The sequence below is a fragment of the Marivivens sp. LCG002 genome (assembly GCF_030264275.1).
GTDB lineage: Bacteria > Pseudomonadota > Alphaproteobacteria > Rhodobacterales > Rhodobacteraceae > Marivivens.
This window is the reverse complement of the sequence record NZ_CP127165.1, coordinates 1,709,245-1,729,114: the sequence shown is the minus strand read 5'-3', so window position 1 is coordinate 1,729,114 and position 19,870 is coordinate 1,709,245. Positions and strand designations below refer to the sequence as shown.

The following is a 19,870-nucleotide window of genomic DNA, read 5'->3' as shown; positions in this document are numbered from 1 at the left end:
CCGAGCGCGATAATCGACCGAGCCTGAGGCGTGGCAATTGCGCCCCCAAAGTAGGAGTTCGACGTGTCCACAATCGGAGTGTTTTCCTCGTTTGGCATTTACGTCTTGGCGGCGGTGGCTGAAATCGCAGGATGCTTTGCGTTCTGGGCGTGGCTGCGTCTTGACCGATCTGTGCTTTGGCTCATGCCTGGCGGCATAGCGCTGGCGCTATTTGCCTATCTTCTGACGCGGGTCGACACGGATTTCGCGGGGCGGGCCTATGCAGCCTATGGGGGAATTTACATCGTTACATCTTTGGTTTGGCTATGGGCCGTCGAAGGGCAATTCCCGACCAGATGGGATGTGATCGGGGCCACGTTCTGCCTCGTCGGTGCGGCTATCATCCTCGCCGGCCCGCCGCTTCAAAGGTAAGGCGGCTAATGGGAGAGCCAAAGCAAACGCTCCTCCATTTTCGCGAATGAGCGCGTGGGCCATTGTCTGTCGGGGTGCGCCTGCCTAGATGCAGATCAATCGTAACGCCCAAGGCAATCGCCATCGGGGCAAACGGCTCCTATATCCCGCCGCTCCTGCGGCCCCATTCAGAGACACCAACGCAATGCGCCAAATTCTGTCCGCCAACGCCCTTCATCCCGCTATCCGTGACAAGGTTCTATCCTATCACTCCGATATCGTTGCCGAGGTTCAGGCGGAGATTGCCGCGAACCGCATCGTTGTTGTGGGGATGCGTTATAACGGCTCCGTCGGCCGCGCCCGCAAGAGTTTAGAGGCGGCAGGGCATGCGTTCAAATACCTCGAATACGGGAGCTATACCTCGGGCTGGCGCCGTAGGCTTGCTCTCAAGATGTGGACCGGTTGGCCGACTTTTCCGATGATCTTTGTCGATGGCGTTTTCGTCGGGGGTAATTCGGATTTGCAGAAGCTACTGGCCGCAAAAGCACTTTAAATCGCGCCGAAAGACGAGCCTTTTCGCGCAGTGAATCGCATCTCGAAAGGCCCGATCCAGAGTGGGTTGGGCCGCTTATCTGGTGTGATCTTCCGATGAAAGGTCCAAGGGTAGGGGAAGGGCAGCGCTTTTGGTGCCTGTTTCTGGAGGTGTGCGTATTCACCGTAAGAAGTGCAGGAATTAACTTAAGTATCTGATTTATATGTTATAAATCGACGCTTTGGTGCGTGATCCAGCATCGCCGCGCGTCTCACCAAGCCGCTTTCTCAAAAAACCGCGCAATTTTCTAACCAAAACAGCGAGAATCCGGTTGAAAATGGCTCCACTCTCTGCAACATGCGCGCAGCTTTAATTTTCTGAGAAGTAGCAATCAAATGGAAGTCAGCGTTCGCGACAATAACGTGGATCAGGCACTGCGCGTGCTCAAGAAGAAGCTCCAGCGCGAAGGTGTCTACCGTGAAATGCGTCTGAAAGAGTTCTTCGAAAAGCCCTCGATCAAGAAGGCCCGTGAGAAGAAAGAGGCCATCAGCCGTCAGCGCAAGCTTGCTCGCAAGAAGGCCCTGCGCGAAGGGTAATATCCCTTTGGCATAGCGCCGCTTGAAAGTTCAGACACTCCGTCCCGTGGAAACAGGGCGGAGTGTTTTCGTTTCGGAGGAGGGCGATCGGCAATCCCGTGTTGATCCAAGCGAAAGCTGGAAATTGGCCTGAGGCGCGCTACCTCGAGTGATAAGCGAAGGGTTCAGCGCAAGAGGCTTATCATGCTCCGATTTTTCCAAATGGTTTTGATCTCGCTCGTCTTGGCGGGGTGTGCGATCAAACCCTCGATCGATGATCCGAAACTGTCGGATCGAGAACTTGATCTCGTTGAATTCTTCGAAGGGCGCACCACCGCCCACGGTCAATTTCAGGACGTCCTCGGCAATGTCAGCCGCCGCTTTGAAGTTGACATAAAGGGAAGCTGGAACGGCTCCGAATTGGTTCTGGTCGAGGATTTCGTCTATTCCGACAATACGACCGAGCAGCGGATCTGGACCCTTACCCCCAAAGGGGATGGCGCATGGACGGGCACCGCGGCGGGCGTGATCGGAGAGGCGACAGGCCAGATCAAAGGGGATATGTTCTACTGGACCTACACGATCGACTTGCCTCTGCCTGATGGTCCGATGAGGGTGACCTTCGACGATTATATGTGGTCCCTGAGCGATAAGCGCGTGCTTAACATTGCCTATATGTCGAAATACGGGTTCCCGCTGGGGCAGGTGACGATTTTCTTCGAGAAAGAGTAACGAAGTTTCATTTTTTCAAGAGCTTGAAGAGTAATTCTTAAGTCCCGGAAGGGGCATTTGACACGACCCTGGGGTAAATATTGACATTAGGAAGAGCTGCTTATGCGTAGGCGGCTCTTTGATCGACGGGCGTTACTTTTCTGCAGGCGGAAAGGGCACACAGCCTCCGACGTAATCTGCGGCACCGGCCCCCCCATTGTGCTCGCTTCCGCATCAAGCCATATTTCAGCCAGAATACCGTCAGCCGATCCGTGCCGTCAGACCGTCAGATCTGCAGAATAGGCGCGAAGGATCCACTCCGGGAGGAGAGGCGCGGCTTGGATGAGGCGACCGGCGGCGAAGACCAACATCTGGCGTGGCGGCATGTTGAGCTGAGAGTTGTCGAAGACCATCCCGCGATCCGCTTGCAGGACCGCTTGCCGGATCAAAGGCTCACTCCGAACAAAACGCGCGCGGATCTTGTCTTCGGGCACATAGTGTCCCCCTTCAGAGCGCCGCTCGACAACCCGAGCCACTGAAAGGTCAGCGCTGTCGACACCAACATGCATAACGATAACAAGATAGCCGCGCTCTCGCGCCGCTTCTATCACCCCCAGCTTTGAGGGGTGCGAGAATACCGTCTCTGCGGCGAAACTCTGGCGCGCGTCCATCATCTCGAGCCTTCGCGCCGAAGCAATGCGTGCCGCTTCATAGGCAGCTTCCATCGACGGATCGCCCAACTCGTCGCGTTGGATGTTGTCAGCGTTAATGAAAGGACCGTCGAAGTTTGGTGCAACGCGGGTATAGTAAAGCGTGGACTTGCCGGAGCCGTTTGGTCCGGCAAGGAGGACGAGGCTTGGCCTCATGCCGCAGCGTCATCTCTTGCGTAAATAAGGTTGCCACCCGCATCGAGCCCAACGCCCCGCCCTAGTCTGCGGCGTTTGGCGTGGAAGGCTACTTCTTCTTCAGAGGCTTGCCCCATTTTCTCGGTGAATGACTCAAGCCAGGCGATCTCTTCCTCTTCTGTCAGCGCTGTGGTGTCTAACTTTCCCTCGAGCGCAGCCGTGATGCGTGCATGGTCATAAGAACCGGAATGTTCGATCGCGCGCCCAATCTTAAGCCAATGGGTAATCTGACCAGCCACTGAACGGCTGTGTAGCTCTGCTTCACACCGGACCAGGGCCATGATCTCATCGGCCAGTTTTACTGATTGCGCCATCGTCGCCTCCTTGATCTACATAGTAGGTAGCAAAATGCCACCCAAAAGTCAAGAATTTGCCCCCGGAGGTGCCATACTTGGCGATATTCCCTGCAGTCGACTTGTTTCTGCCAACATTTGCTGCGGGGGCAGGGCTTTCGGGCCCTTTTTTCTTTTGTGCGGTGCAGATTGTGCAGGGCGCCAAATTCCATACCTAAGAATTTGAATTGGCGTAGTTTTCAGGGCGCTGCCCGTTAGGCCAAACCCCGCTGGCCAATTCGCTCTCCAAAACTTGATAAATCAAACGGCTTGATTAATTGTGACATCGGTGTCATGACATCGGTGTCATGGATTCTACGCAAGACTGGGGAGGCAAGCGTTTGGCGACGATTTACGACGTAGCAAAGATAGCGGGGGTCTCGCCAAAGACTGTGAGCCGCGTCCTCAACGGGGATGCTCCGGTCGGTGAAAAGACCCGCGAGGCCGTTGAAAAGGCCATTCTCGAACTTGGCTATGTCCCGTCGAACGCTGCCCGTATGATGCGATCTTCGCGCTCAGGCCTCATCGGTTTGATCACAGGCGCCATCTCGACAACATCAGACGGCAACGAGCCTAAGGGTCTGCCTGATTTGCTCATCGTTCAGGGCATTCAGTCGGTCATGTCCGCCACCGGTATGACGCTGATGATCGCCGATACAGGCGGCAGCTCGTCCCGTGTGCCCGAACTTATCCGCACCTTTGTCGAGCACCGCGCCGAGGGCCTTATCTATGTGGCCGACTATCACCAGCGCGTCGAGCTTCCGCCTGCACCCAAGGGCACGCCCTTGGTGCTTGCCAACTGCTACGATGACCTTGGAACGCCGTCAGTGCTTCCTGATGACGAGCGGGGACAACATGATCTTGTTGCCCGTCTGATCCAAGCAGGGCACAGCCGCATCGGCTATCTGACGTTGCCCAAGGGGATGGATGCAACGCGCCTCCGTCTCGATGGATATAAGCGCGCTTTGGCAGAGGCGGGGATCGCATTCGACCCCGAGCTTGTCTCGACAGGTTTCATGCATGACAAGCTTCGCAATTCCGCTGTGCTATGGGATGCGATCGACCGCATTCTTTCGCTGCCCAATCCGCCGACCGTGCTGTGCTGCGGTAACGACGAGATGGCGATGCGCGTCTATGGTATCCTGCGCACGCGCGGCATCCGTATGCCCGAAGATATTTCGGTTGCCGGCTACGATAATTACCGCGTGATCGCGGAAACGCTTTTCCCGCCATTGACCACTGCCGAGCTGCCCTATGCAGCTATGGGCGCGCGCGCTGCCGATTGGCTGCTGTCGCTGATCAATGACGAGACCCACGAACAGATCAACCCGACGCTAGTGTCGGGTCCTGTGAATTGGCGGTCCTCTGTGACCGCTATTGCCCCGGCGGATGGCAACACGATCCGCTTTCCACTTTCGAACGGGAGGAACCCCCAATGAAACTGTTTAAACTTTCTGCAGGCGTCATGGCGCTGACCGCAGGTATGTCGGGCGCTGCCTTCGCTCAGACCGAACTCACCATGTGGTATCACGGTGCAGGCAACGAAGTCGAAAGCCAGATCATCAACCAGATCGTTGCTGACTTCAACGCAAGCCAGTCCGACTGGTCTGTCAGCCTCGAGTCGTTCCCGCAGGGTGCATATAACGACTCTGTCGTTGCAGGCGCACTTGCCGGCAACCTTCCGGACATACTCGACGTCGACGGCCCCGTTATGCCGAATTGGGCGTGGTCGGGCTACATGCAGCCGCTGCAAATCGACGAAGCCAAGATTGAAGCCTTCCTTCCTGGCCCCAAGGGCTACTGGGACGGTAAGCTCTATTCGATCGGTCTCTGGGATGCTGCCGTTGCTCTCGTGACCCGTCAGTCGTATCTCGATGAAATGGGCCTTCGGACTCCGACCCTCGAGCAGCCCTGGACCGGCGAAGAATTCCAAGCGGCTCTGGATGCTGCTAAGAATTCGGGCAAGTTCGATTATGCGCTCGATCTCGGCATGGCTTGGACCGGCGAATGGTATCCCTATGCCTTCTCGCCCTTCCTTCAGTCGTTTGGCGGTGACATCGTTGACCGCTCGACCTACAAAACTGCCGAAGGCGCTCTGAATGGCGAAGCTGCAGTTGCTTTCGGTAACTGGTGGCAGGGTCTGTTCACCGGCGGCTATGCCCAAGCAACTCAGGACGGCGCTGACCGCGACACCGGCTTTGCGAACGGCAAATACGCCTTTACCTGGAACGGTAACTGGGCGGCACTTGGTGCGCTCCAGAGCTTTGATGACACCGTCTTCCTTCCCGCACCCGATTTCGGCAATGGCCCGAAAATCGGTGCTGCCTCCTGGCAGTTCGGCGTTTCGGCAAGCTCCGAGCACCCCGAGGGCGCATCGGCCTTCATCGAGTTCGCGCTTCAGGACAAATACCTTGCCGACTTCTCGAACGGCATCGGCCTGATCCCGGCTACGGCCGCTGCGGCTGAGATGACCGAAAACTACAAGGCCGGTGGCCCGATGTCCGTGTTCTTCGGTCTGACCGAAGCACAGGCGCTCGTTCGTCCGGTAACCCCGGGCTACGTGGTTCAGGCAAAAGTATTCGAGAAGGCGCTGGCTGACATCGCCAACGGTGCCGACGTTGCCGACACCCTCGATGCTGCTGTCGACGAAATCGACGCCGACATCGAGAAGAACGGCGGCTACGGCCACTAATCCTCCCAAGCGGATGGTTCCTCCGGGCTTCGGCTCGGGGGGACTTCCTTCCAGACGTTTAAGGTCAGCATTATGGCGACTTCTTCCAAACTCACATCGTCGAACAAAGCAGGGTGGCTTTTCGCGCTCCCCGGTTTTGGGTTGATGGTTGTCTTCATCATCCTGCCCTTCTTTTTCGCGATCGGCCTGTCCTTTACCAACCAGCGACTGATCTCGCCCAACCCGACCGAGTTTGTCGGCTTGACGAACTACAAGTCGCTTCTTGGAGTGGGGATGATCACGCTCGAGCCTGAAAAGGACGAGAGCGGACAGATCCTGCGCGACGAAAGCGGCGCTCCGACCTATCCCAGACTGCGCAATTTCACACGCGGCAATCCCGATTACGCAAATCTTGACGGGATGCGCGAGCTGACAAGCTGGCAGTCGGGTGATAATCGCACCTATATCCTTGCCAAAGACGTCGTCTTTATGCGCGCTGTGCTGAACACTCTGATCTTTGTGATCGTGGTGGCTCCTGTGCAGGGCGGGCTTGCCTTGGGCCTTGCGCTCTTGATCAACCAGAGGCTTCGGGGGATCAACGTTTACCGCGCGATCTACTTTATGCCGGTTGTGGTTTCAATCGTCGTGGTCTCGCTCCTCTGGCGCTTCATTTACGACGGCAACAATGGCCTGTTGAACAATATCCTTTCCTCGCTCACCTTTGGCGCCTTCAACCCCATCGACTGGCTTGGCAACCCCGATACGGCCTTGGGTTCGATTATCGCGATGTCGATTTGGCAGGCCGTGGGCTTTCACATGGTGATCTGGCTCTCGGGTCTTCAGACCATTTCGCCGACGCTTTACGAGGCCGCGGAGATCGAAGGCTCCTCCAAGTGGCAGACCTTTCGCTATGTGACCTGGCCGGGGCTGCGCAACACGGCGGTGCTGGTGCTCATCGTGATCACCATGCAGGCCTTCGCGCTCTTTAGCCAGATCGACGTGATGACCAACGGCGGTCCGCTCGACAGCACGCAAACCATCGTCTTCCAAGCGGTCGAGCGTGGTTATGGCAAGCAGGACATTTCGGGCGGCTCGACCATCTCGGTGATCCTATTCGTGATCGTTCTGTCGATCTCTCTCATTCAACGCTGGCTCACAAGGGAGCGTCGCTGATGGCACTCGTATCTCCAGATAATCGCGGTCTGCGTCTTGTTACCCGCTACACGGTTCTTACGATCATCGCTTTGATCTTCTGTTTCCCGCTTGTCTTCATGGTGATGTCTTCGCTCAAGCCGAGCCAGCAGCTCTTGCTGGATACGGCGTCTTTGCGGGCCTTTTTGCCTGTAGGCGACATCAGCCTCGATAACTACACATCTGCGTTCAAACGTGCGCCTGTCGGGCTCTTCGTGTTCAACTCGATGCTCGTCACCGGTGTGACCGTGATCCTGTCACTTTTCATCTGCTCGATGGCGGCATTCTCGATCGTGTTCCTGAACTGGCGGGGCAGGGATATCGTGCTTTCGATCATCCTTGCGACCTTGATCGTGCCCTTTGAAACCATCGCAATTCCGATGCTGCTTCTGGCCTCCAAACTGCCTTGGATCGGGCTTGAGGGGTTCACCACGGGCTGGCTCAACACCTATCGTGTTCAGATCGTGCCCTTTATCGCCGATGGCCTGACGATCTATCTCTTCGTGCAGTATTTCAAAGACCTGCCGAGCGAATTGATAGAAGCTTCTCGCGTCGAGGGCGCAAGCTGGGGTCAGATTTATCGCCGCATCGTTATGCCGCTTGCAGGCCCCGTCCTTGCGACCGCTGCAATCCTCAAGTTTCTGGCCATGTATAACCAGTATCTCTGGCCGCTCATGGTCGTGCAGGAAGAGCAATACCGTCCCGTCATGGTCGGTCTGCAATACTTCTTCCAGCTCAATATCGTCTGGGGCGAAATCATGGCTTACCTCAGCCTGATCACAGTGCCCGTTCTCGCTTTCTATCTCTTCTTGCAACGTGCCTTCATCGCGTCGATCGCATCGACGGGTGTCAAAGGCTAACTAGGAACAAAATAATGGTTCTTGCACTCGAAAACCAATGGATCTGGGACAGCTGGTATGCCTTCGACGGCGAAAAGCATCACTGCTACTTCCTCAAGGCCGACAAATCGCTGGGCGATCCCGATCTGCGCCATTTCAACGTAACCCAAGGCCATGCGGTTTCGACCGACCTGACCAACTGGGAGCATCTTGGCACCTGCCTTACCCCGTGGCGCGATGGTCCCGCTTGGGACGACAAGACCACATGGACCGGCTCCGTGGTTCAGGACGATGATGGCCTTTGGCACCTGTTCTATACCGGCACCCGTCAGAGCGAGAAGGCTCTTTACCAGCGCGTCGGCCATGCGACCTCGACCGACATGCATTCTTGGGAGCGTGTGGGCGACGGGCAATGTCTCGACCTCACGGGCCCGAACGCCAAATACTATGAGTGTGAACATGCTATCGGCCATTGGCACGACCGCGCGATGCGCGACCCGTGGGTGATGCGTGATCCCGATGGCGACGGCTGGCTCATGTATTTCACCGCACGCGTGCCCGGCATTGAGGAGCCCAACGCAGGCGGAGCCATTGGCTTTGCCACGTCCAAGGACCTGATCCGCTGGGAGCTTCAGCCGCCCGTATTCCAAGGCGACTATGGCCAGCTCGAAGTGCCTCAGGTCTTCGAGATCAACGGTAAATGGTATTGCCTCTTCTGCACCGCAGACGAGCATTGGTCCAAGGATCGCATCGCCGCTGCAGGTGTTCCGCCTGTTACGGGCAATCATTACCTCATCGCCGACAATCCGCGCGGCCCGTGGAAAACCGCTCCCGGTTTCCTCGACGGCGCGGTGCCTTGCGAGCGCTACGCCGCCCGCATCGTGGAAAAAGACGGCGAGTATTTCATCCTCGGCTTTGCCGACTACGGCAAAGAGCAATTCGGCGGCTACATCCACGACCCGCAGCGTGTGTTGGTGGATGCCGAAGGTCTCTTGTATCTGGAGAAGGCGGACTGATCGATGGCAGATATTACACTCAATAAGATCAAAAAATCTTACGGTCCCGTTGACGTCATCAAAGGCGTCGACATCGAGATCAAGCACGGTGAGTTCGTCGTCTTCGTCGGCCCCTCGGGCTGCGGCAAATCTACCTTGCTGCGGATGATCGCAGGGCTCGAAGATATCACGGGCGGCGAGCTTTCGATTGACGGTAAGGTCGTCAACGAGCTCCAGCCCAAAGATCGTGGCGTAGCGATGGTCTTCCAATCCTATGCGATTTTCCCGCACATGACCGTGCGCGAGAACGTGGCTTTTGGCCTGACCATCTCGAAAACGCCGAAAGCGGATAAAGAAGCCAAGGTCGCTGAGGCTGCCCGCATCCTCCAGATGGAGCATCTCCTCGATCGTCGCCCGAGCCAACTTTCAGGTGGCCAGCGGCAGCGCGTTGCCATCGGCCGCGCGATCGTCCGAGATCCCAAAGTGTTCCTCTTTGACGAACCGCTCTCGAACCTTGATGCAGCGCTTCGCATGGATATGCGTATGGAAATCGGCAAGCTGCACAAGGATCTTGGCGCAACCATGATCTATGTGACCCATGATCAGGTCGAAGCGATGACGCTCGCCGACAAGATCGTTGTGCTGCGTGATGGCGAAGTTCAGCAGATCGGCGCGCCGATGGAGCTCTACCATAAGCCCGCCAACCTCTTTGTGGCCAAGTTTATCGGCAGCCCGTCGATGAACTTCCTCGAGGTCAAGGTCCAGTCGGCCGAGAACGGTAAATACGTTGTTTCGAACGCAGCCCTTGACCCTGTGGCGATTCCTTCTCAGATCGACGCCAAGGTCGGCGATACTCTCGTTCTTGGCGTGCGTCCGCAGTATCTCGAACCCGAGATCAAGGACGGCGCAGGCGTCCTTCATGGCACCGTCAATCTGACGGAACGATTGGGGAGCGAAACTGTCATGAACCTCGCGCTCGGTGATGGCAGCACCCTGATTGCAGCCCTTCCCAAGGACGCAATCTTCGAGCGCGGCACGGGTATCGAGCTGTGTTTCGATCCTGCCAAGGCGCATCTCTTCCACCCCGAGTAAGTTCGGGGTGAACGCTTCGGGGCGGCGCAATAGGGCTGGCCCAAAACAAAAAAGCGCTCGATAAAAGTCGTGCGCTTTTACTTTTTCCGACTGAAGAGAGGGTTATTCGCCGGTGCGGGCCAGAACCACTGCAAAGGTCTTGAGCACGATCAGAATGTCATTCTTGAGGCTGAGGGTGCGGGCGTAAGCATTGTCATAAACCACGCGGGTCACAAACTCAGAGCTTCCACGCGCTTTGATTTGCCAAAGACCTGTGAGACCTGGCTTGAGCTGATAATAAGCCGAGCCGCCAGCTTCCCGATAATACCGATCTTGATCGGGGGTAAAGGGGCGGGGGCCAATTATGCTCATATCGCCGAAGAGGACGTTATAGACCTGCGGCAGCTCGTCGATGCTGGTCTCCCGCATGAATTTACCGAAACGGATGATGCGCGGATCGTTCTTGAGCTTCTGGTTCTTGTGCCACTCGGCTGCAATCTCGGGGTTTTCGGCGCAAAGGGTCTTGAGACGCTCTTCAGCATCCACATGCATCGTGCGGAGTTTGTAGCATTTGAAGAGCTTGCCGTTCTTGCCCACGCGCAGTTGTGTGTAGAAGCCTGGACCGCCGTTCATGCGCACCAGAACATAGGCCGCACCGACGATAAGGCTAACCGGGATAATCGCCGACAACACGATAACGAGGTCAAGCAGGCGCTTACCAAAAAGGGTATAGACCGATTTGCGCACCATGCGGCGCGAACGCGGCGCCTCATAGCTTGCGGCATCAAACTCTAATGCACTGAAATCTTTCATCATTCCCTCCGGCAAGGGCTGAAACACACACATAGGTGCCACGATTCCACCAAGCGGCAAGTATCAAAGGCATATTCCTGCTAGCCGAATGGATACTTATTTTCAATCTAAGTTGTATGAATTTTTAGCGAATGTATGGATATTAATCATGATTTCCGCCGCTTGATTGATTTGGGGACACCGAAATGCAGGTTTTGGTGATTATTAAGGCGTAAAGTGCCTCAATCGTTGGGGCGCGAGTGCGGCTCAGAGAGCCTAAAATCCGACTCAAAACGCGCGCACTTCCGCACCGCGAATCCATGCTCCTTTAAGGTTTTACCCTCACCCTTGTCCTTGGGTTTGAGTGGTGAGGCCGATGATGGCGGTATGGCGTTTTCCCCCTGAGGTAGAGGGAGTCCTATTCTTTTCGGCTTTTGTTTGGTTCGCTTGGGGTCGGCTGACCGCTACCTTTGAAGGTGCTCTTGCACGGCTGAACCGACGGCTAGCCCTTCGCGGCCAAGATTTTCAAACCGCCATCTGGCACCAAAGTGGTGCTCACCAAGAGGCATACCTTCATTTCAAGGTGCTCTGCGCTGCGGTTCGTTTTCAAGCAGCTCCATGCCTCCACCTTCGAGCGAGATTTGAAAGTGAATGGCTATGAAGAACAAAATTTCCAAGGCGCTCGGCCTCTTTGTAATCCTGATGACTTTGAGTGCGACTGCCACGCAAGCCGCGCAAAGCGTCCGCGTCATCCGCAATGACTCCGGCGGGCAGCTTCAACAGTATCTCAACGCCCTCAGCATCGCTGCAATCGCTGGCGAGGTAATCAAAATTGACGGCTGGTGCGCCTCCGCCTGCACCGTCTATCTCGGCTCGCCCTTCACGTGCGTAACGCCCCAAGCAAAATTCGGCTTCCACGCTCCATTTGGCGGCACGGCCGAGCAAAATCGTTATGCTACTCAGGTGATGGCTTCGAACCTTCCTCCAGTTCTGGGGCGCTGGTTCCTTCAGAACGCTGCGCATTTGGGTGGACAGCAATATGTCGCTCTTTCCGGAGCCCAGATCGTTCAGATGGGTGCTTCCCGCTACTGCTGATTTCTCGCTCTGCTCGTTTTGCGCCCTTTCTCTGAGCGCATTGCGTGAAAAGAGGCACTTGAACCTCAAAAACAGTTGTTGAACCCGCGCCTAAGCCGTTGCCCTACCTCTTTGTGGTCGCTAAACGATACAAAAGGATATGGCGGATACTCTAAAGTTCGCCTGCGTTTTGAGGAACGGAGCCCGGCTTGCGGAGTTTCAGAGTTACATTAGTGGTGTTGGCGCTTGCCCTCTTAGGCTTTGTCGCCGCCGTCTTCCGTCCCGAATACAAAGTCACCTTCGATGATCAGGACGAAACGGTCGTCTTTCTCAATGCGCTTGCGGGGCAGGCGCGGTTCGAAGAGCCTTATTCCTATTTTGCCCAGACCCAAGAACTCGTCCGTTGCATCGACCTGATGGAGTCGAGCATCGGCGCATTGATGGGAAACTTTGCACAAGAGGCTGTCGCGACCGCCTGTCAGGATCTTGCGGATGCTGTGCTGACGACAGCGCCGAGTTTCAGCCTTGCGCATTTCGTCATGGCTTATGCGGATGCAAAGCTCGGCAATGTCGAAGAGGCTGGATCGGCCTTGGTTATGGCGGTCCAATTGGCGCCGAACGAAGGATGGCAAGCCGCGCGTCGGCTCAAGCTCGCCTTTGATCTTGGACCAGAGACGGTTGCCGAGGCCGCCCAGCAGGATGCGCTTCTCGTTGTGCAATCTTCGCGCTACCGCTTTGTACTTGCTGATATTTACACACAATACCCCGAGCACCGAGACTGGTTGACCGCTTCGCTCTCGGGCGCGGATGGGCGCGATCTTCGCGCCTTTCTCGGACAGATCCGCAATGCGGCGGGAAGCGGAATATTCTGATGATAGACTTCAACAGCCAGCGCCCTTCCAAGCTTCGTCGCGCAGGAGAGAAACTCCAGCCGCAAGGCAACACGCTCTTCGAGTTCGAAGAGGTCGAGATCGTCGAGCGGCGCCTAACGGAATCCCCCAAGGCGGCCAGCCGATTGAATGATCGTATGGCTTGGGCCATTGCGGTATTCGTTGCGCTCATCCCCGTGCCTTATGGCGCGAATAGACCGCTTGCGTGGTTTGTGGCCATTGCCGTCGTCGCGCTCCTGTGTCTGGTCTATTTCATCGGGATCATGATCGTGGACCGCAATCGTCCCTCGCAGCTCAAGAACTATTGGGTAATTGTGGCTTTGGGCGGTCTGGCGGTGGTTTTTGCCTCGCTCCAAGCTGCGGGCTTCGGGGTCGCGCCGAGCTTCTCGCAGAGCCATACAATGCTCGCTGTGCCTCGGATGCTCTCTTATGGGCTGATCTTTGTTCTGGTGAGCGAGGTCTGCACCAATCGGTTTCGCACCGAAAAGCTCATGCGCACGGTGTTCTACATCATCCTTTTTCATGCGGCATGGGCGCTCCTTTCGCTCTCGGTCTTCGGGGATACGCTCCTTTTGGCGGAAAAGACCGATTACCAAGGCGTTGCAACGGGCACCTTTATCAACCGGAACTCTTTCGCCACCTTCATGGGCTTCGGGGTCATCATCGGCGTGGCCATGATGGTCTTTGAAATGCGCTCGCCTGCGCATCGCTCTCCCAACCGCAAATCCAAGCGCAAGGGAATGACTGCGGATGTCGCCTTTGTCGGGGTTCTGGTGCTTGTGATCCTGGCTGCGCTCGTGGCCTCGGCCTCGCGTCTTGGTCTTTTGTCGACCCTCGTTGGGGCGTGGTTCACCATGGTCGCGCTGCTCTTGCGCACAGATGTCTCACCGGTCCGCGTCTTTGGTTTGACTTCCGCAGCGCTGTTGCTCGGCCTCGTCGGATTTGTCGCTGTCTCGGGCCAAGAGATGCTTAATCGACTGGTCTTTATCTTTGTCGACTCCGATACCCGCATCGAGCTTTTCAAGCAAAGCTGGGACATGGTGCTCTCTTACAAATGGATGGGCGTCGGGCTTGATTGCTATCAAATCGCCTTTGAGCAGTTCCACAGAGAAGGGCTGTCCTCTGATGTGGTTTGGGACAAGCCGCATAACACCTACCTCACGCTCTGGTCCGAGATGGGGCTCATTGCGGGGTCGCTGCCGATGCTGGCCGTTCTTGTTGCCTTTGTCATGCTGGTGCGCTCGGTCGCAACGCGTGAGCGCAGCTATTTCCCTGCCGCCGCCGCTGCGGGTGTGATCGTGCAGGGTGCAATCCACTCCATGGGCGATTTCAGCCTCGAGATTGCGGCCAACACCTATGTCTTCGTCATCATCGTCGCGCTCGGTCTTGCCCGCCGAAGCCGCGCTCGGGAGGTTTAGGATGCTCTTTGGTCGCAAGAAACCAGCCGAGGCGACGAATACTCGTCGGATACTGAAGCTCGCGACCTTTCCGGCCGCCATCTATGCGGTGGGCGACATCCACGGGTCTTTGCGTCTCTATAACGAGATCGAGCGCCAGATTGTCGAGGATGGAGCCTTTGTGCCTGGCCCCAAGTTGATCCTCTGCCTTGGTGACGTGGTCGACCGAGGGGCCGAAACTGCGGGGCTATTGGATCGCCTCATGGGACCAGCGCCAGTAGGATTTCAGCGGATGGTTCTGCGCGGCAACCATGAAGACATGATGCTCGAGTTTATCAAGACACCTGAGCGACATATGAACTGGGTGGAGTTCGGCGGCGAGGAGACCCTTGCCTCCTATGGTATTCGCCCAGATACCCCGCAAGGGTTCCGCGGCGAAAGCAGAACGCTCAAGCGCAAGCTCGATGCAGGTATTCCGGATACGCATATTTCGTTTCTCGAGAACCTTCCCATTGCGTTGGTTGTAGGAAAATATCGTTTCGCACACGCGGGCTACTCTCTCGGAAAAGTGGAAGATCAGCAGTCGTCCGAGCTGCTTCTGTGGGGGCCGCCCGAAGCCGCTGACAGTTATCAGGGCGACGAAATTCTCGTGCATGGTCATACGATTGTCGAAGATGTCGATGTAAGACCGAACCGAATTAATTTGGATATCGGTGCCTATAAGACTGGACGTTTGGCCGCGATGCGGTTTACCGGCACAACTATGGATAGACAGATTTTTATTGCAAACGGGCGAAGCGCCGCAACGAATGTAGTGTAGGAAGAGGTAGGAATGGAAAACGGGCAGGATTTTATTGATCTGAGAGATATCGTCTCGGTTCTTCGCCGGCAGATCAAACTCATCGCTGTGACGCTTGTTGTCATTCTCGCTGTGGCTTTTGTCTATTTGACGCGGGCGACGCCGCTTTATACTGCGACTGCGTTGGTCAAGATTGATCCGCAGGAAACGAACCTTCTTGATCCGACACAGGTTTCGGGGACGAACTCTTCGGTGGAAAGCACCCGCATCGAGACCGAGGTCGAAATCCTCAAGTCCGACAGCCTTGCCATCCAGACGATCCAGCTTCTCGATCTACAGAGCACGCCTGAATTCGGTCCTTCGCTCTCGATCACCGAGAAGTTCAAGGCGGCTTTTGGCTTCGAGCTTTCTGCTGCGCCTTCGGGAACCGAGCTGATGACCGGCACCATTCGGGCGTTCAAGGACTCGCTTTCGGTGCGTCGTCGCGGTCTGACCTATATCGTTGCGGTCGAGGTGACGACACCGAACCCCGATCAATCGGCCCTGATTGCCAACACCCATGCTCAGGCCTATATCCAAGACCAGATCACCAGCCGCAGCAGCACCTCGATGGCTTCGCGCGATGTGCTTCAAGGCCAGCTTGAAACCGCCCGTTTGCGTCTTGCCAACAGCAATGATGCGCTTCGCAACTACATCGAAGTGAACGTCATCCGTTTGGCCGAAGAAACGGGTAATATCGAGCTTGCCGATATCGGCCGTCAACTTCAGGATACCTCGGCCCAACTTGGCCAGTTTCAAACGCAACTGGACAGCGCGCGTCTCGCCTATACCGCCGCGGACTGGTCGAGCTTCGCCGACCAGATCGGCAACGAAGCCCTCGCATCGCTCGAACGTCAGCGCCAGACCCTCCAGCGCCGTCTTGCCGATGCGGGCGAAGGAACTGCTGAAGCCTTTGATCTTGCACAAGGTTTGGCGCGTCTGGAAGAGCAGCTTGCCGCAGAAGGCACGCTTGCTTTGGGCGCGCTCGAAACCCAAATGCTCGAGGTGCAGGACAATCGCATTGCTCTGATCGACGAGGCGCAGAACGCTGTTCTGGAAAGTGAACTTTCCGCCTCGACCCTCGCTGATATCTACAGCCTCCAGCAAGAAGCAGGGATTGCGCAGCGCCAGTATGACCAGCTTCTCGGCCGTATTCGCGACCTTGAAACGCAAGCGGTGCTTCAGGTCGCCAACAGCCGCGTTGTCTCCGAAGCTTTGGAGCCCTCCCGCCCGTCTTATCCCAACAAGAAGCTCGTGCTTGCTTTGGCGCTTGTTGCGGGGCTCGGCATCGGGGTCGGCCTTGCGCTCCTTAAAGAGTTCTACTTCGGGGGCGTAACGTCCTCCAATCAGCTCCAGAATATTCTGCCGATCCGTCTTGGCGGCGTCATTCCAAAGGTGAACTCGACCGAAGTCGGCGAGCCTTTGGCCGACCGCGTGGTCAATGATCCGATGTCACCCTTTGCCGAAAGCTATCGCAAGCTGCGTGCCAGCATCGACGAAGAGATCGGCGATGAAGGTAAGGGCAAGGTTATCCTCGTGACGTCCTCCATTCCCGCCGAAGGGAAGTCGACGACTGCTCTTGCGTTGGCCCGAACCTATGCGGCAGCCGGAAAAACCACGCTGTTGATCGATGCCGATTTGCGCAACCCGAGTATTCACGGCTTTCTTGCCGCCGAATCCGAGCTGGGCCTTCTCGAGTTCCTGCTTGAACGAATGAAACTCGCCTCGGCTGGTGGAAATGAGGCCGACCGCGGCATTCAGGACGCACCGGAAATCGAAAAGTTCTATGTTCTTGATCCTCTTACCAATGCTGGGATCATTCTAGGGCGTAAGAAGTCCAACGTTCCCACGGACGCCCCGCTTCAATCCAAGGCGTTCCTTGAACTGATCCGTGGTGCGCAGAACAGCTTTGACATTATCATCATCGATACCGCGCCACTAATCCCTGTGGTCGACACCCGATATGTCGCGCCTCACGTGGATGCGGCTTTGCTTTGTGTGCGCTTCGGTGAGGCGACTCAATCCGAAGTGCGCGGCGCTTTTGACCAACTTGCCAAGGCGACTCGCGGCAAAGCCAAGATGCTGAGCGTCCTGAGTTGCTCGGAAACAAGCAATCGCGGTTATCGATATGACGGATATTACGGCTGATTTGGGCGTAAATCGCCGTTCCAAGCTGAATTATGTGGCGCAACGACAAAGATACGACTTTCTTTTGCGATCATCCAATAGTTTAGCTTGGAAATTCTTTCGGGTAGTTGTATCCACCTAATCAGGTAAAGTTATCGCTCGATCAGAGGTTTGTTGTTCGGGCTTTTGATCAAAGAGGTTCAGGATGAAAAAGTTTCTCACAGTCGCTGCTATCGCTGCCGCATTGACCGCAGGTTCTGCAAGCGTTGTTTCCGCTCAAGCAGCTGGAAATTCTTTCGAAGCCCTGCTTCAGCAGTGTGCTGCTAACCCAGAGGCTTGCGCTTCCAACCCCGCGATCGTTCAGCGTCTCGTTGCCGCTGCACGACAGCAGGGTGGTAACGCCGCAGCTACTCAGGCTCTGATCGAGCGCGCAGTTGCGACCGTGACCGCTGCAAACGCTGCAGTCGTTCGCTCTGCTTGCGAAACCAACCCTGCTTCTTGCGCAGCTCGCACTCGTCAAGCTCTCCAAGCTGTTCGCACCGTCGCTCAATCGGCTGGCGTTTCGCCGACAGTTGTGAACAACGCGGTGGGCACCGTGGTAGCAACCGTTGTCGCCGTCGGTAACACTGGTAACAAGTCCGCAGCTGTTCTGCGTCAGATATCGCAGGCTGTTCAGCTTGCGGCTGACCCGCAAGTCGGCTTTGTGCCGAGCTCGAACGCTGCAGAGCAGGCAACCATCAATGCCCGCGTTCAGCAGGCTCTCGCCGTTCAGCAGTCGTTCAACAACGGCAACACAGTTTCGCAGCAAGTTCTTGCACAGCTTGGCAGCGCAAACTAATTTCAGCGAAGACCTTTTAAGACATGCCCCGCCTTTGTGCGGGGCATTTTTATTTTACGTGCTTCGGTTCTATTCCCGCCCATTCGTCAGTTGCCCTGATCGGTAAGGCCAAGTCCGACAAGCGGCTTGATTCCACGCCGCGCTTCCCAGGATGCATAGTTTCTGATCGCACTCAGTGGTTGTGAGTAAAATTTAATCAAGTGATTGAATATTCCCCATTTTGATAACGCCTTAAATTGTAGGCGGCGCGCAGAGGCTTCTAGATCGAACTATGGAAAAGCCGCAGATCTTCGATGAAATGAACGGCCTTGGGGGCGATGCGCTCCGCGCGCCCTATGCCGAATTCAGCACCTGGTTTGAGAGTGAAAACCCAAGCCGATTGCGCAAAAAACAAAGGGAGGCGGAGGATCTTTTCCGCCTCACTGGGATTACCTTCAACGTCTATGGACGTGCCGAAGCGTCCGAGCGTTTGATCCCTTTCGACATCGTGCCGCGTATCATATCGGGCCGTGAGTGGGCGCGGCTTTCTCGCGGGATCGAGCAGAGGGTGCGTGCGATCAATGCATTTCTCTTCGACATCTATCACCGTCAGGAAATCATCAAAGCAGGGCGTATCCCTGCGGAAATGATCGCCAAGAACGAAGCTTTCCTTCCTCAGATGATGGGCGTCAATCCTGCGGGAGGTGTCTATACCCATATCGTCGGCATCGACCTTGTGCGCACAGGACCAGACGAGTTCTTTGTGCTTGAGGACAACGCTCGAACACCCTCGGGCGTGAGCTATATGCTCGAAAACCGCGAGACGATGCTCCAGATGTTCCCGGAGCTCTTCGCCAAGACGCGGGTGATGCCGGTCTCCAACTATCCCAAGATGCTCCGTCGGTCGCTTGCGGCCTGTGCACCCGATATGGCAGGGGACAAGCCAACGGTCGCGGTCCTTACCCCCGGTATTCACAACTCGGCCTATTACGAGCACAGCTTTCTTGCCGACAAGATGGGGGTCGAACTTGTCGAAGGAAACGACCTTCGGGTGATCGACGGCCGCGTCGCGATGCGCACGACCCAAGGGTATAAGGCGATTGACGTGCTTTACCGCCGCGTCGACGACAACTTCCTTGATCCGCTGAACTTCAATCCCAACAGCCAGCTCGGTGTGCCTGGGATCATGGATGTCTACAAGGCGGGCGGGATCACCATCGCCAACGCTCCCGGAACAGGGATTGCGGACGACAAGGCGATTTATAGCTACATGCCCGATATCGTCGAGTTCTACACTGGTGAAAAGGCGATCCTTCAGAACGTGCCCACATGGCGGTGCAGCGAAGCGGACAGTCTAGCCTATGTGCTCGATAATCTCTCTGAACTCGTGGTCAAAGAGGTGCATGGATCGGGCGGTTACGGGATGCTTATCGGTCCCACCGCCACCAAGAAAGAGATCGAAGCTTTCCGCCGCAAGCTCAAGGCGCGGCCTGCGAACTATATCGCCCAGCCCACGCTGTCACTTTCGACGGTGCCGATCTTTACCAAAGCGGGTCTTGCTCCTCGACACGTCGATCTTCGCCCCTTTGTCCTTGTCAGCCCTGACCGTATCGACATCACACCGGGTGGTCTCACGCGGGTTGCGCTTAAAAAGGGCAGCCTTGTGGTCAACTCGTCTCAGGGCGGCGGGACCAAAGACACTTGGGTTCTGGAGGAGTAAGTC

The 19,870-nt window shown here is 56.4% G+C and carries 20 protein-coding genes; 17 read left to right on the top strand and 3 right to left on the bottom strand.

Going from position 1 to position 19,870, the window contains the following annotated elements; all coding sequences use genetic code 11:
* Nucleotides 1-63 precede the first annotated feature (63 nt).
* From QQG91_RS08580 to QQG91_RS08565, 4 genes are all read left to right on the top strand, one after another.
* A complete protein-coding gene (locus QQG91_RS08580; RefSeq protein WP_502881570.1) occupies nucleotides 64-411 on the top strand; it encodes a YnfA family protein in 348 nt (115 codons plus the stop codon).
* An 88-nt stretch (nucleotides 412-499) separates the two neighbouring features.
* Entirely contained in the window at nucleotides 500-943 is a 444-nt protein-coding gene (locus QQG91_RS08575) for a glutaredoxin family protein (protein ID WP_285769814.1), read from the top strand.
* Between the two features lie 374 nt (nucleotides 944-1,317).
* Nucleotides 1,318-1,518, top strand: a complete 201-nt coding sequence (rpsU, locus tag QQG91_RS08570) for a 30S ribosomal protein S21 (protein WP_285769813.1) — start codon at nucleotides 1,318-1,320, stop codon at nucleotides 1,516-1,518.
* Between the two features lie 183 nt (nucleotides 1,519-1,701).
* A complete protein-coding gene (locus tag QQG91_RS08565; protein WP_285769812.1) occupies nucleotides 1,702-2,229 on the top strand; it encodes a DUF3833 domain-containing protein in 528 nt (175 codons plus the stop codon).
* Nucleotides 2,230-2,486: 257 nt separating this feature from the next.
* On the opposite strand, the gene QQG91_RS08560 is transcribed toward QQG91_RS08565, so the two are convergent.
* Together QQG91_RS08560 and QQG91_RS08555 are read right to left on the bottom strand one after the other, a co-directional pair.
* Nucleotides 2,487-3,074: an ATPase gene (locus tag QQG91_RS08560; protein WP_285769811.1), complete on the bottom strand. Its 588-nt coding sequence runs from the start codon at nucleotides 3,072-3,074 to the stop codon at nucleotides 2,487-2,489.
* Nucleotides 3,071-3,427: a TA system antitoxin ParD family protein gene (locus QQG91_RS08555; protein ID WP_285769810.1), complete on the bottom strand. Its 357-nt coding sequence runs from the start codon at nucleotides 3,425-3,427 to the stop codon at nucleotides 3,071-3,073. The genes QQG91_RS08560 and QQG91_RS08555 overlap by 4 nt, the downstream gene beginning before the upstream one ends.
* Nucleotides 3,428-3,753: 326 nt before the next feature.
* Between QQG91_RS08555 and QQG91_RS08550 the strand changes: the two genes are divergently transcribed.
* The 6 genes from QQG91_RS08550 to QQG91_RS08525 all read left to right on the top strand — a co-directional run bounded on the left by QQG91_RS08550 (nucleotide 3,754) and on the right by QQG91_RS08525 (nucleotide 10,233).
* The gene (locus QQG91_RS08550) at nucleotides 3,754-4,884 is read left to right on the top strand and encodes a LacI family DNA-binding transcriptional regulator (RefSeq protein WP_285769809.1); all 1,131 of its coding nucleotides are present in this window, start codon (nucleotides 3,754-3,756) and stop codon (nucleotides 4,882-4,884) included.
* Entirely contained in the window at nucleotides 4,881-6,137 is a 1,257-nt protein-coding gene (locus QQG91_RS08545; protein WP_285769808.1) for an extracellular solute-binding protein, read from the top strand. The genes QQG91_RS08550 and QQG91_RS08545 overlap by 4 nt, the downstream gene beginning before the upstream one ends.
* Before the next feature lie 72 nt (nucleotides 6,138-6,209).
* Entirely contained in the window at nucleotides 6,210-7,289 is a 1,080-nt protein-coding gene (locus QQG91_RS08540; RefSeq protein ID WP_285769807.1) for a carbohydrate ABC transporter permease, read from the top strand.
* Nucleotides 7,289-8,167 (top strand): carbohydrate ABC transporter permease, encoded by an 879-nt coding sequence (locus QQG91_RS08535; protein WP_285769806.1) that lies wholly within the window; start codon nucleotides 7,289-7,291, stop codon nucleotides 8,165-8,167. Before QQG91_RS08540 ends, QQG91_RS08535 begins: the two co-directional genes overlap by 1 nt.
* Nucleotides 8,168-8,181: 14 nt before the next feature.
* On the top strand, nucleotides 8,182-9,162 hold the full coding sequence (locus tag QQG91_RS08530; protein WP_285769805.1) for a glycoside hydrolase family protein: 981 nt from the start codon (nucleotides 8,182-8,184) through the stop codon (nucleotides 9,160-9,162).
* A 3-nt stretch (nucleotides 9,163-9,165) separates the two neighbouring features.
* Nucleotides 9,166-10,233: an ABC transporter ATP-binding protein gene (locus tag QQG91_RS08525; protein ID WP_285769804.1), complete on the top strand. Its 1,068-nt coding sequence runs from the start codon at nucleotides 9,166-9,168 to the stop codon at nucleotides 10,231-10,233.
* A gap of 102 nt (nucleotides 10,234-10,335) precedes the next feature.
* Here the strand turns inward: QQG91_RS08525 and QQG91_RS08520 are convergent, their stop codons facing one another.
* On the bottom strand, nucleotides 10,336-11,025 hold the full coding sequence (locus QQG91_RS08520) for a sugar transferase (RefSeq protein WP_285769803.1): 690 nt from the start codon (nucleotides 11,023-11,025) through the stop codon (nucleotides 10,336-10,338).
* A gap of 630 nt (nucleotides 11,026-11,655) precedes the next feature.
* On the opposite strand from QQG91_RS08520, the gene QQG91_RS08515 reads away from it, so the two are divergent.
* From QQG91_RS08515 to QQG91_RS08485, 7 genes are all read left to right on the top strand, one after another.
* Nucleotides 11,656-12,099, top strand: a complete 444-nt coding sequence (locus QQG91_RS08515; RefSeq protein ID WP_285769802.1) for a hypothetical protein — start codon at nucleotides 11,656-11,658, stop codon at nucleotides 12,097-12,099.
* A 188-nt stretch (nucleotides 12,100-12,287) separates the two neighbouring features.
* Nucleotides 12,288-12,950 carry a hypothetical protein gene (locus QQG91_RS08510; protein WP_285769801.1) on the top strand — a complete coding sequence of 221 codons (663 nt, stop codon included), beginning with the start codon at nucleotides 12,288-12,290 and terminating at the stop codon, nucleotides 12,948-12,950.
* Nucleotides 12,950-14,386: an O-antigen ligase family protein gene (locus QQG91_RS08505; protein WP_285769800.1), complete on the top strand. Its 1,437-nt coding sequence runs from the start codon at nucleotides 12,950-12,952 to the stop codon at nucleotides 14,384-14,386. Before QQG91_RS08510 ends, QQG91_RS08505 begins: the two co-directional genes overlap by 1 nt.
* Before the next feature lies 1 nt (nucleotide 14,387).
* Nucleotides 14,388-15,185, top strand: a complete 798-nt coding sequence (locus tag QQG91_RS08500) for a metallophosphoesterase (protein ID WP_285769799.1) — start codon at nucleotides 14,388-14,390, stop codon at nucleotides 15,183-15,185.
* A gap of 12 nt (nucleotides 15,186-15,197) precedes the next feature.
* The gene (locus QQG91_RS08495; RefSeq protein WP_285769798.1) at nucleotides 15,198-17,351 is read left to right on the top strand and encodes a GumC family protein; all 2,154 of its coding nucleotides are present in this window, start codon (nucleotides 15,198-15,200) and stop codon (nucleotides 17,349-17,351) included.
* 184 nt (nucleotides 17,352-17,535) lie between these two features.
* The gene (locus QQG91_RS08490; RefSeq protein ID WP_285769797.1) at nucleotides 17,536-18,168 is read left to right on the top strand and encodes a hypothetical protein; all 633 of its coding nucleotides are present in this window, start codon (nucleotides 17,536-17,538) and stop codon (nucleotides 18,166-18,168) included.
* Nucleotides 18,169-18,439: 271 nt separating this feature from the next.
* A complete protein-coding gene (locus QQG91_RS08485) occupies nucleotides 18,440-19,867 on the top strand; it encodes a circularly permuted type 2 ATP-grasp protein (RefSeq protein ID WP_285769796.1) in 1,428 nt (475 codons plus the stop codon).
* Nucleotides 19,868-19,870 lie beyond the last annotated feature (3 nt).

Excerpts from the sequence above, each read along its gene's own strand:
- QQG91_RS08500 (WP_285769799.1), top strand. The coding sequence starts at position 14,388 with ATGCTCTTTGGTCGCAAGAAACCAGCCGAGGCGACGAATACTCGTCGG.
- QQG91_RS08535 (WP_285769806.1), top strand. The coding sequence starts at position 7,289 with ATGGCACTCGTATCTCCAGATAATCGCGGTCTGCGTCTTGTTACCCGC.
- QQG91_RS08560 (WP_285769811.1), bottom strand. The coding sequence starts at position 3,074 with ATGAGGCCAAGCCTCGTCCTCCTTGCCGGACCAAACGGCTCCGGCAAG.
- QQG91_RS08575 (WP_285769814.1), top strand. The coding sequence starts at position 500 with ATGCAGATCAATCGTAACGCCCAAGGCAATCGCCATCGGGGCAAACGG.
- QQG91_RS08515 (WP_285769802.1), top strand. The coding sequence starts at position 11,656 with ATGGCTATGAAGAACAAAATTTCCAAGGCGCTCGGCCTCTTTGTAATC.
- QQG91_RS08550 (WP_285769809.1), top strand. The coding sequence starts at position 3,754 with ATGGATTCTACGCAAGACTGGGGAGGCAAGCGTTTGGCGACGATTTAC.
- QQG91_RS08565 (WP_285769812.1), top strand. The coding sequence starts at position 1,702 with ATGCTCCGATTTTTCCAAATGGTTTTGATCTCGCTCGTCTTGGCGGGG.
- QQG91_RS08530 (WP_285769805.1), top strand. The coding sequence starts at position 8,182 with ATGGTTCTTGCACTCGAAAACCAATGGATCTGGGACAGCTGGTATGCC.
- QQG91_RS08540 (WP_285769807.1), top strand. The coding sequence starts at position 6,210 with ATGGCGACTTCTTCCAAACTCACATCGTCGAACAAAGCAGGGTGGCTT.
- QQG91_RS08555 (WP_285769810.1), bottom strand. The coding sequence starts at position 3,427 with ATGGCGCAATCAGTAAAACTGGCCGATGAGATCATGGCCCTGGTCCGG.
- QQG91_RS08520 (WP_285769803.1), bottom strand. The coding sequence starts at position 11,025 with ATGAAAGATTTCAGTGCATTAGAGTTTGATGCCGCAAGCTATGAGGCG.
- QQG91_RS08485 (WP_285769796.1), top strand. The coding sequence starts at position 18,440 with ATGGAAAAGCCGCAGATCTTCGATGAAATGAACGGCCTTGGGGGCGAT.
- QQG91_RS08525 (WP_285769804.1), top strand. The coding sequence starts at position 9,166 with ATGGCAGATATTACACTCAATAAGATCAAAAAATCTTACGGTCCCGTT.
- rpsU (WP_285769813.1), top strand. The coding sequence starts at position 1,318 with ATGGAAGTCAGCGTTCGCGACAATAACGTGGATCAGGCACTGCGCGTG.
- QQG91_RS08545 (WP_285769808.1), top strand. The coding sequence starts at position 4,881 with ATGAAACTGTTTAAACTTTCTGCAGGCGTCATGGCGCTGACCGCAGGT.
- QQG91_RS08495 (WP_285769798.1), top strand. The coding sequence starts at position 15,198 with ATGGAAAACGGGCAGGATTTTATTGATCTGAGAGATATCGTCTCGGTT.
- QQG91_RS08490 (WP_285769797.1), top strand. The coding sequence starts at position 17,536 with ATGAAAAAGTTTCTCACAGTCGCTGCTATCGCTGCCGCATTGACCGCA.
- QQG91_RS08505 (WP_285769800.1), top strand. The coding sequence starts at position 12,950 with ATGATAGACTTCAACAGCCAGCGCCCTTCCAAGCTTCGTCGCGCAGGA.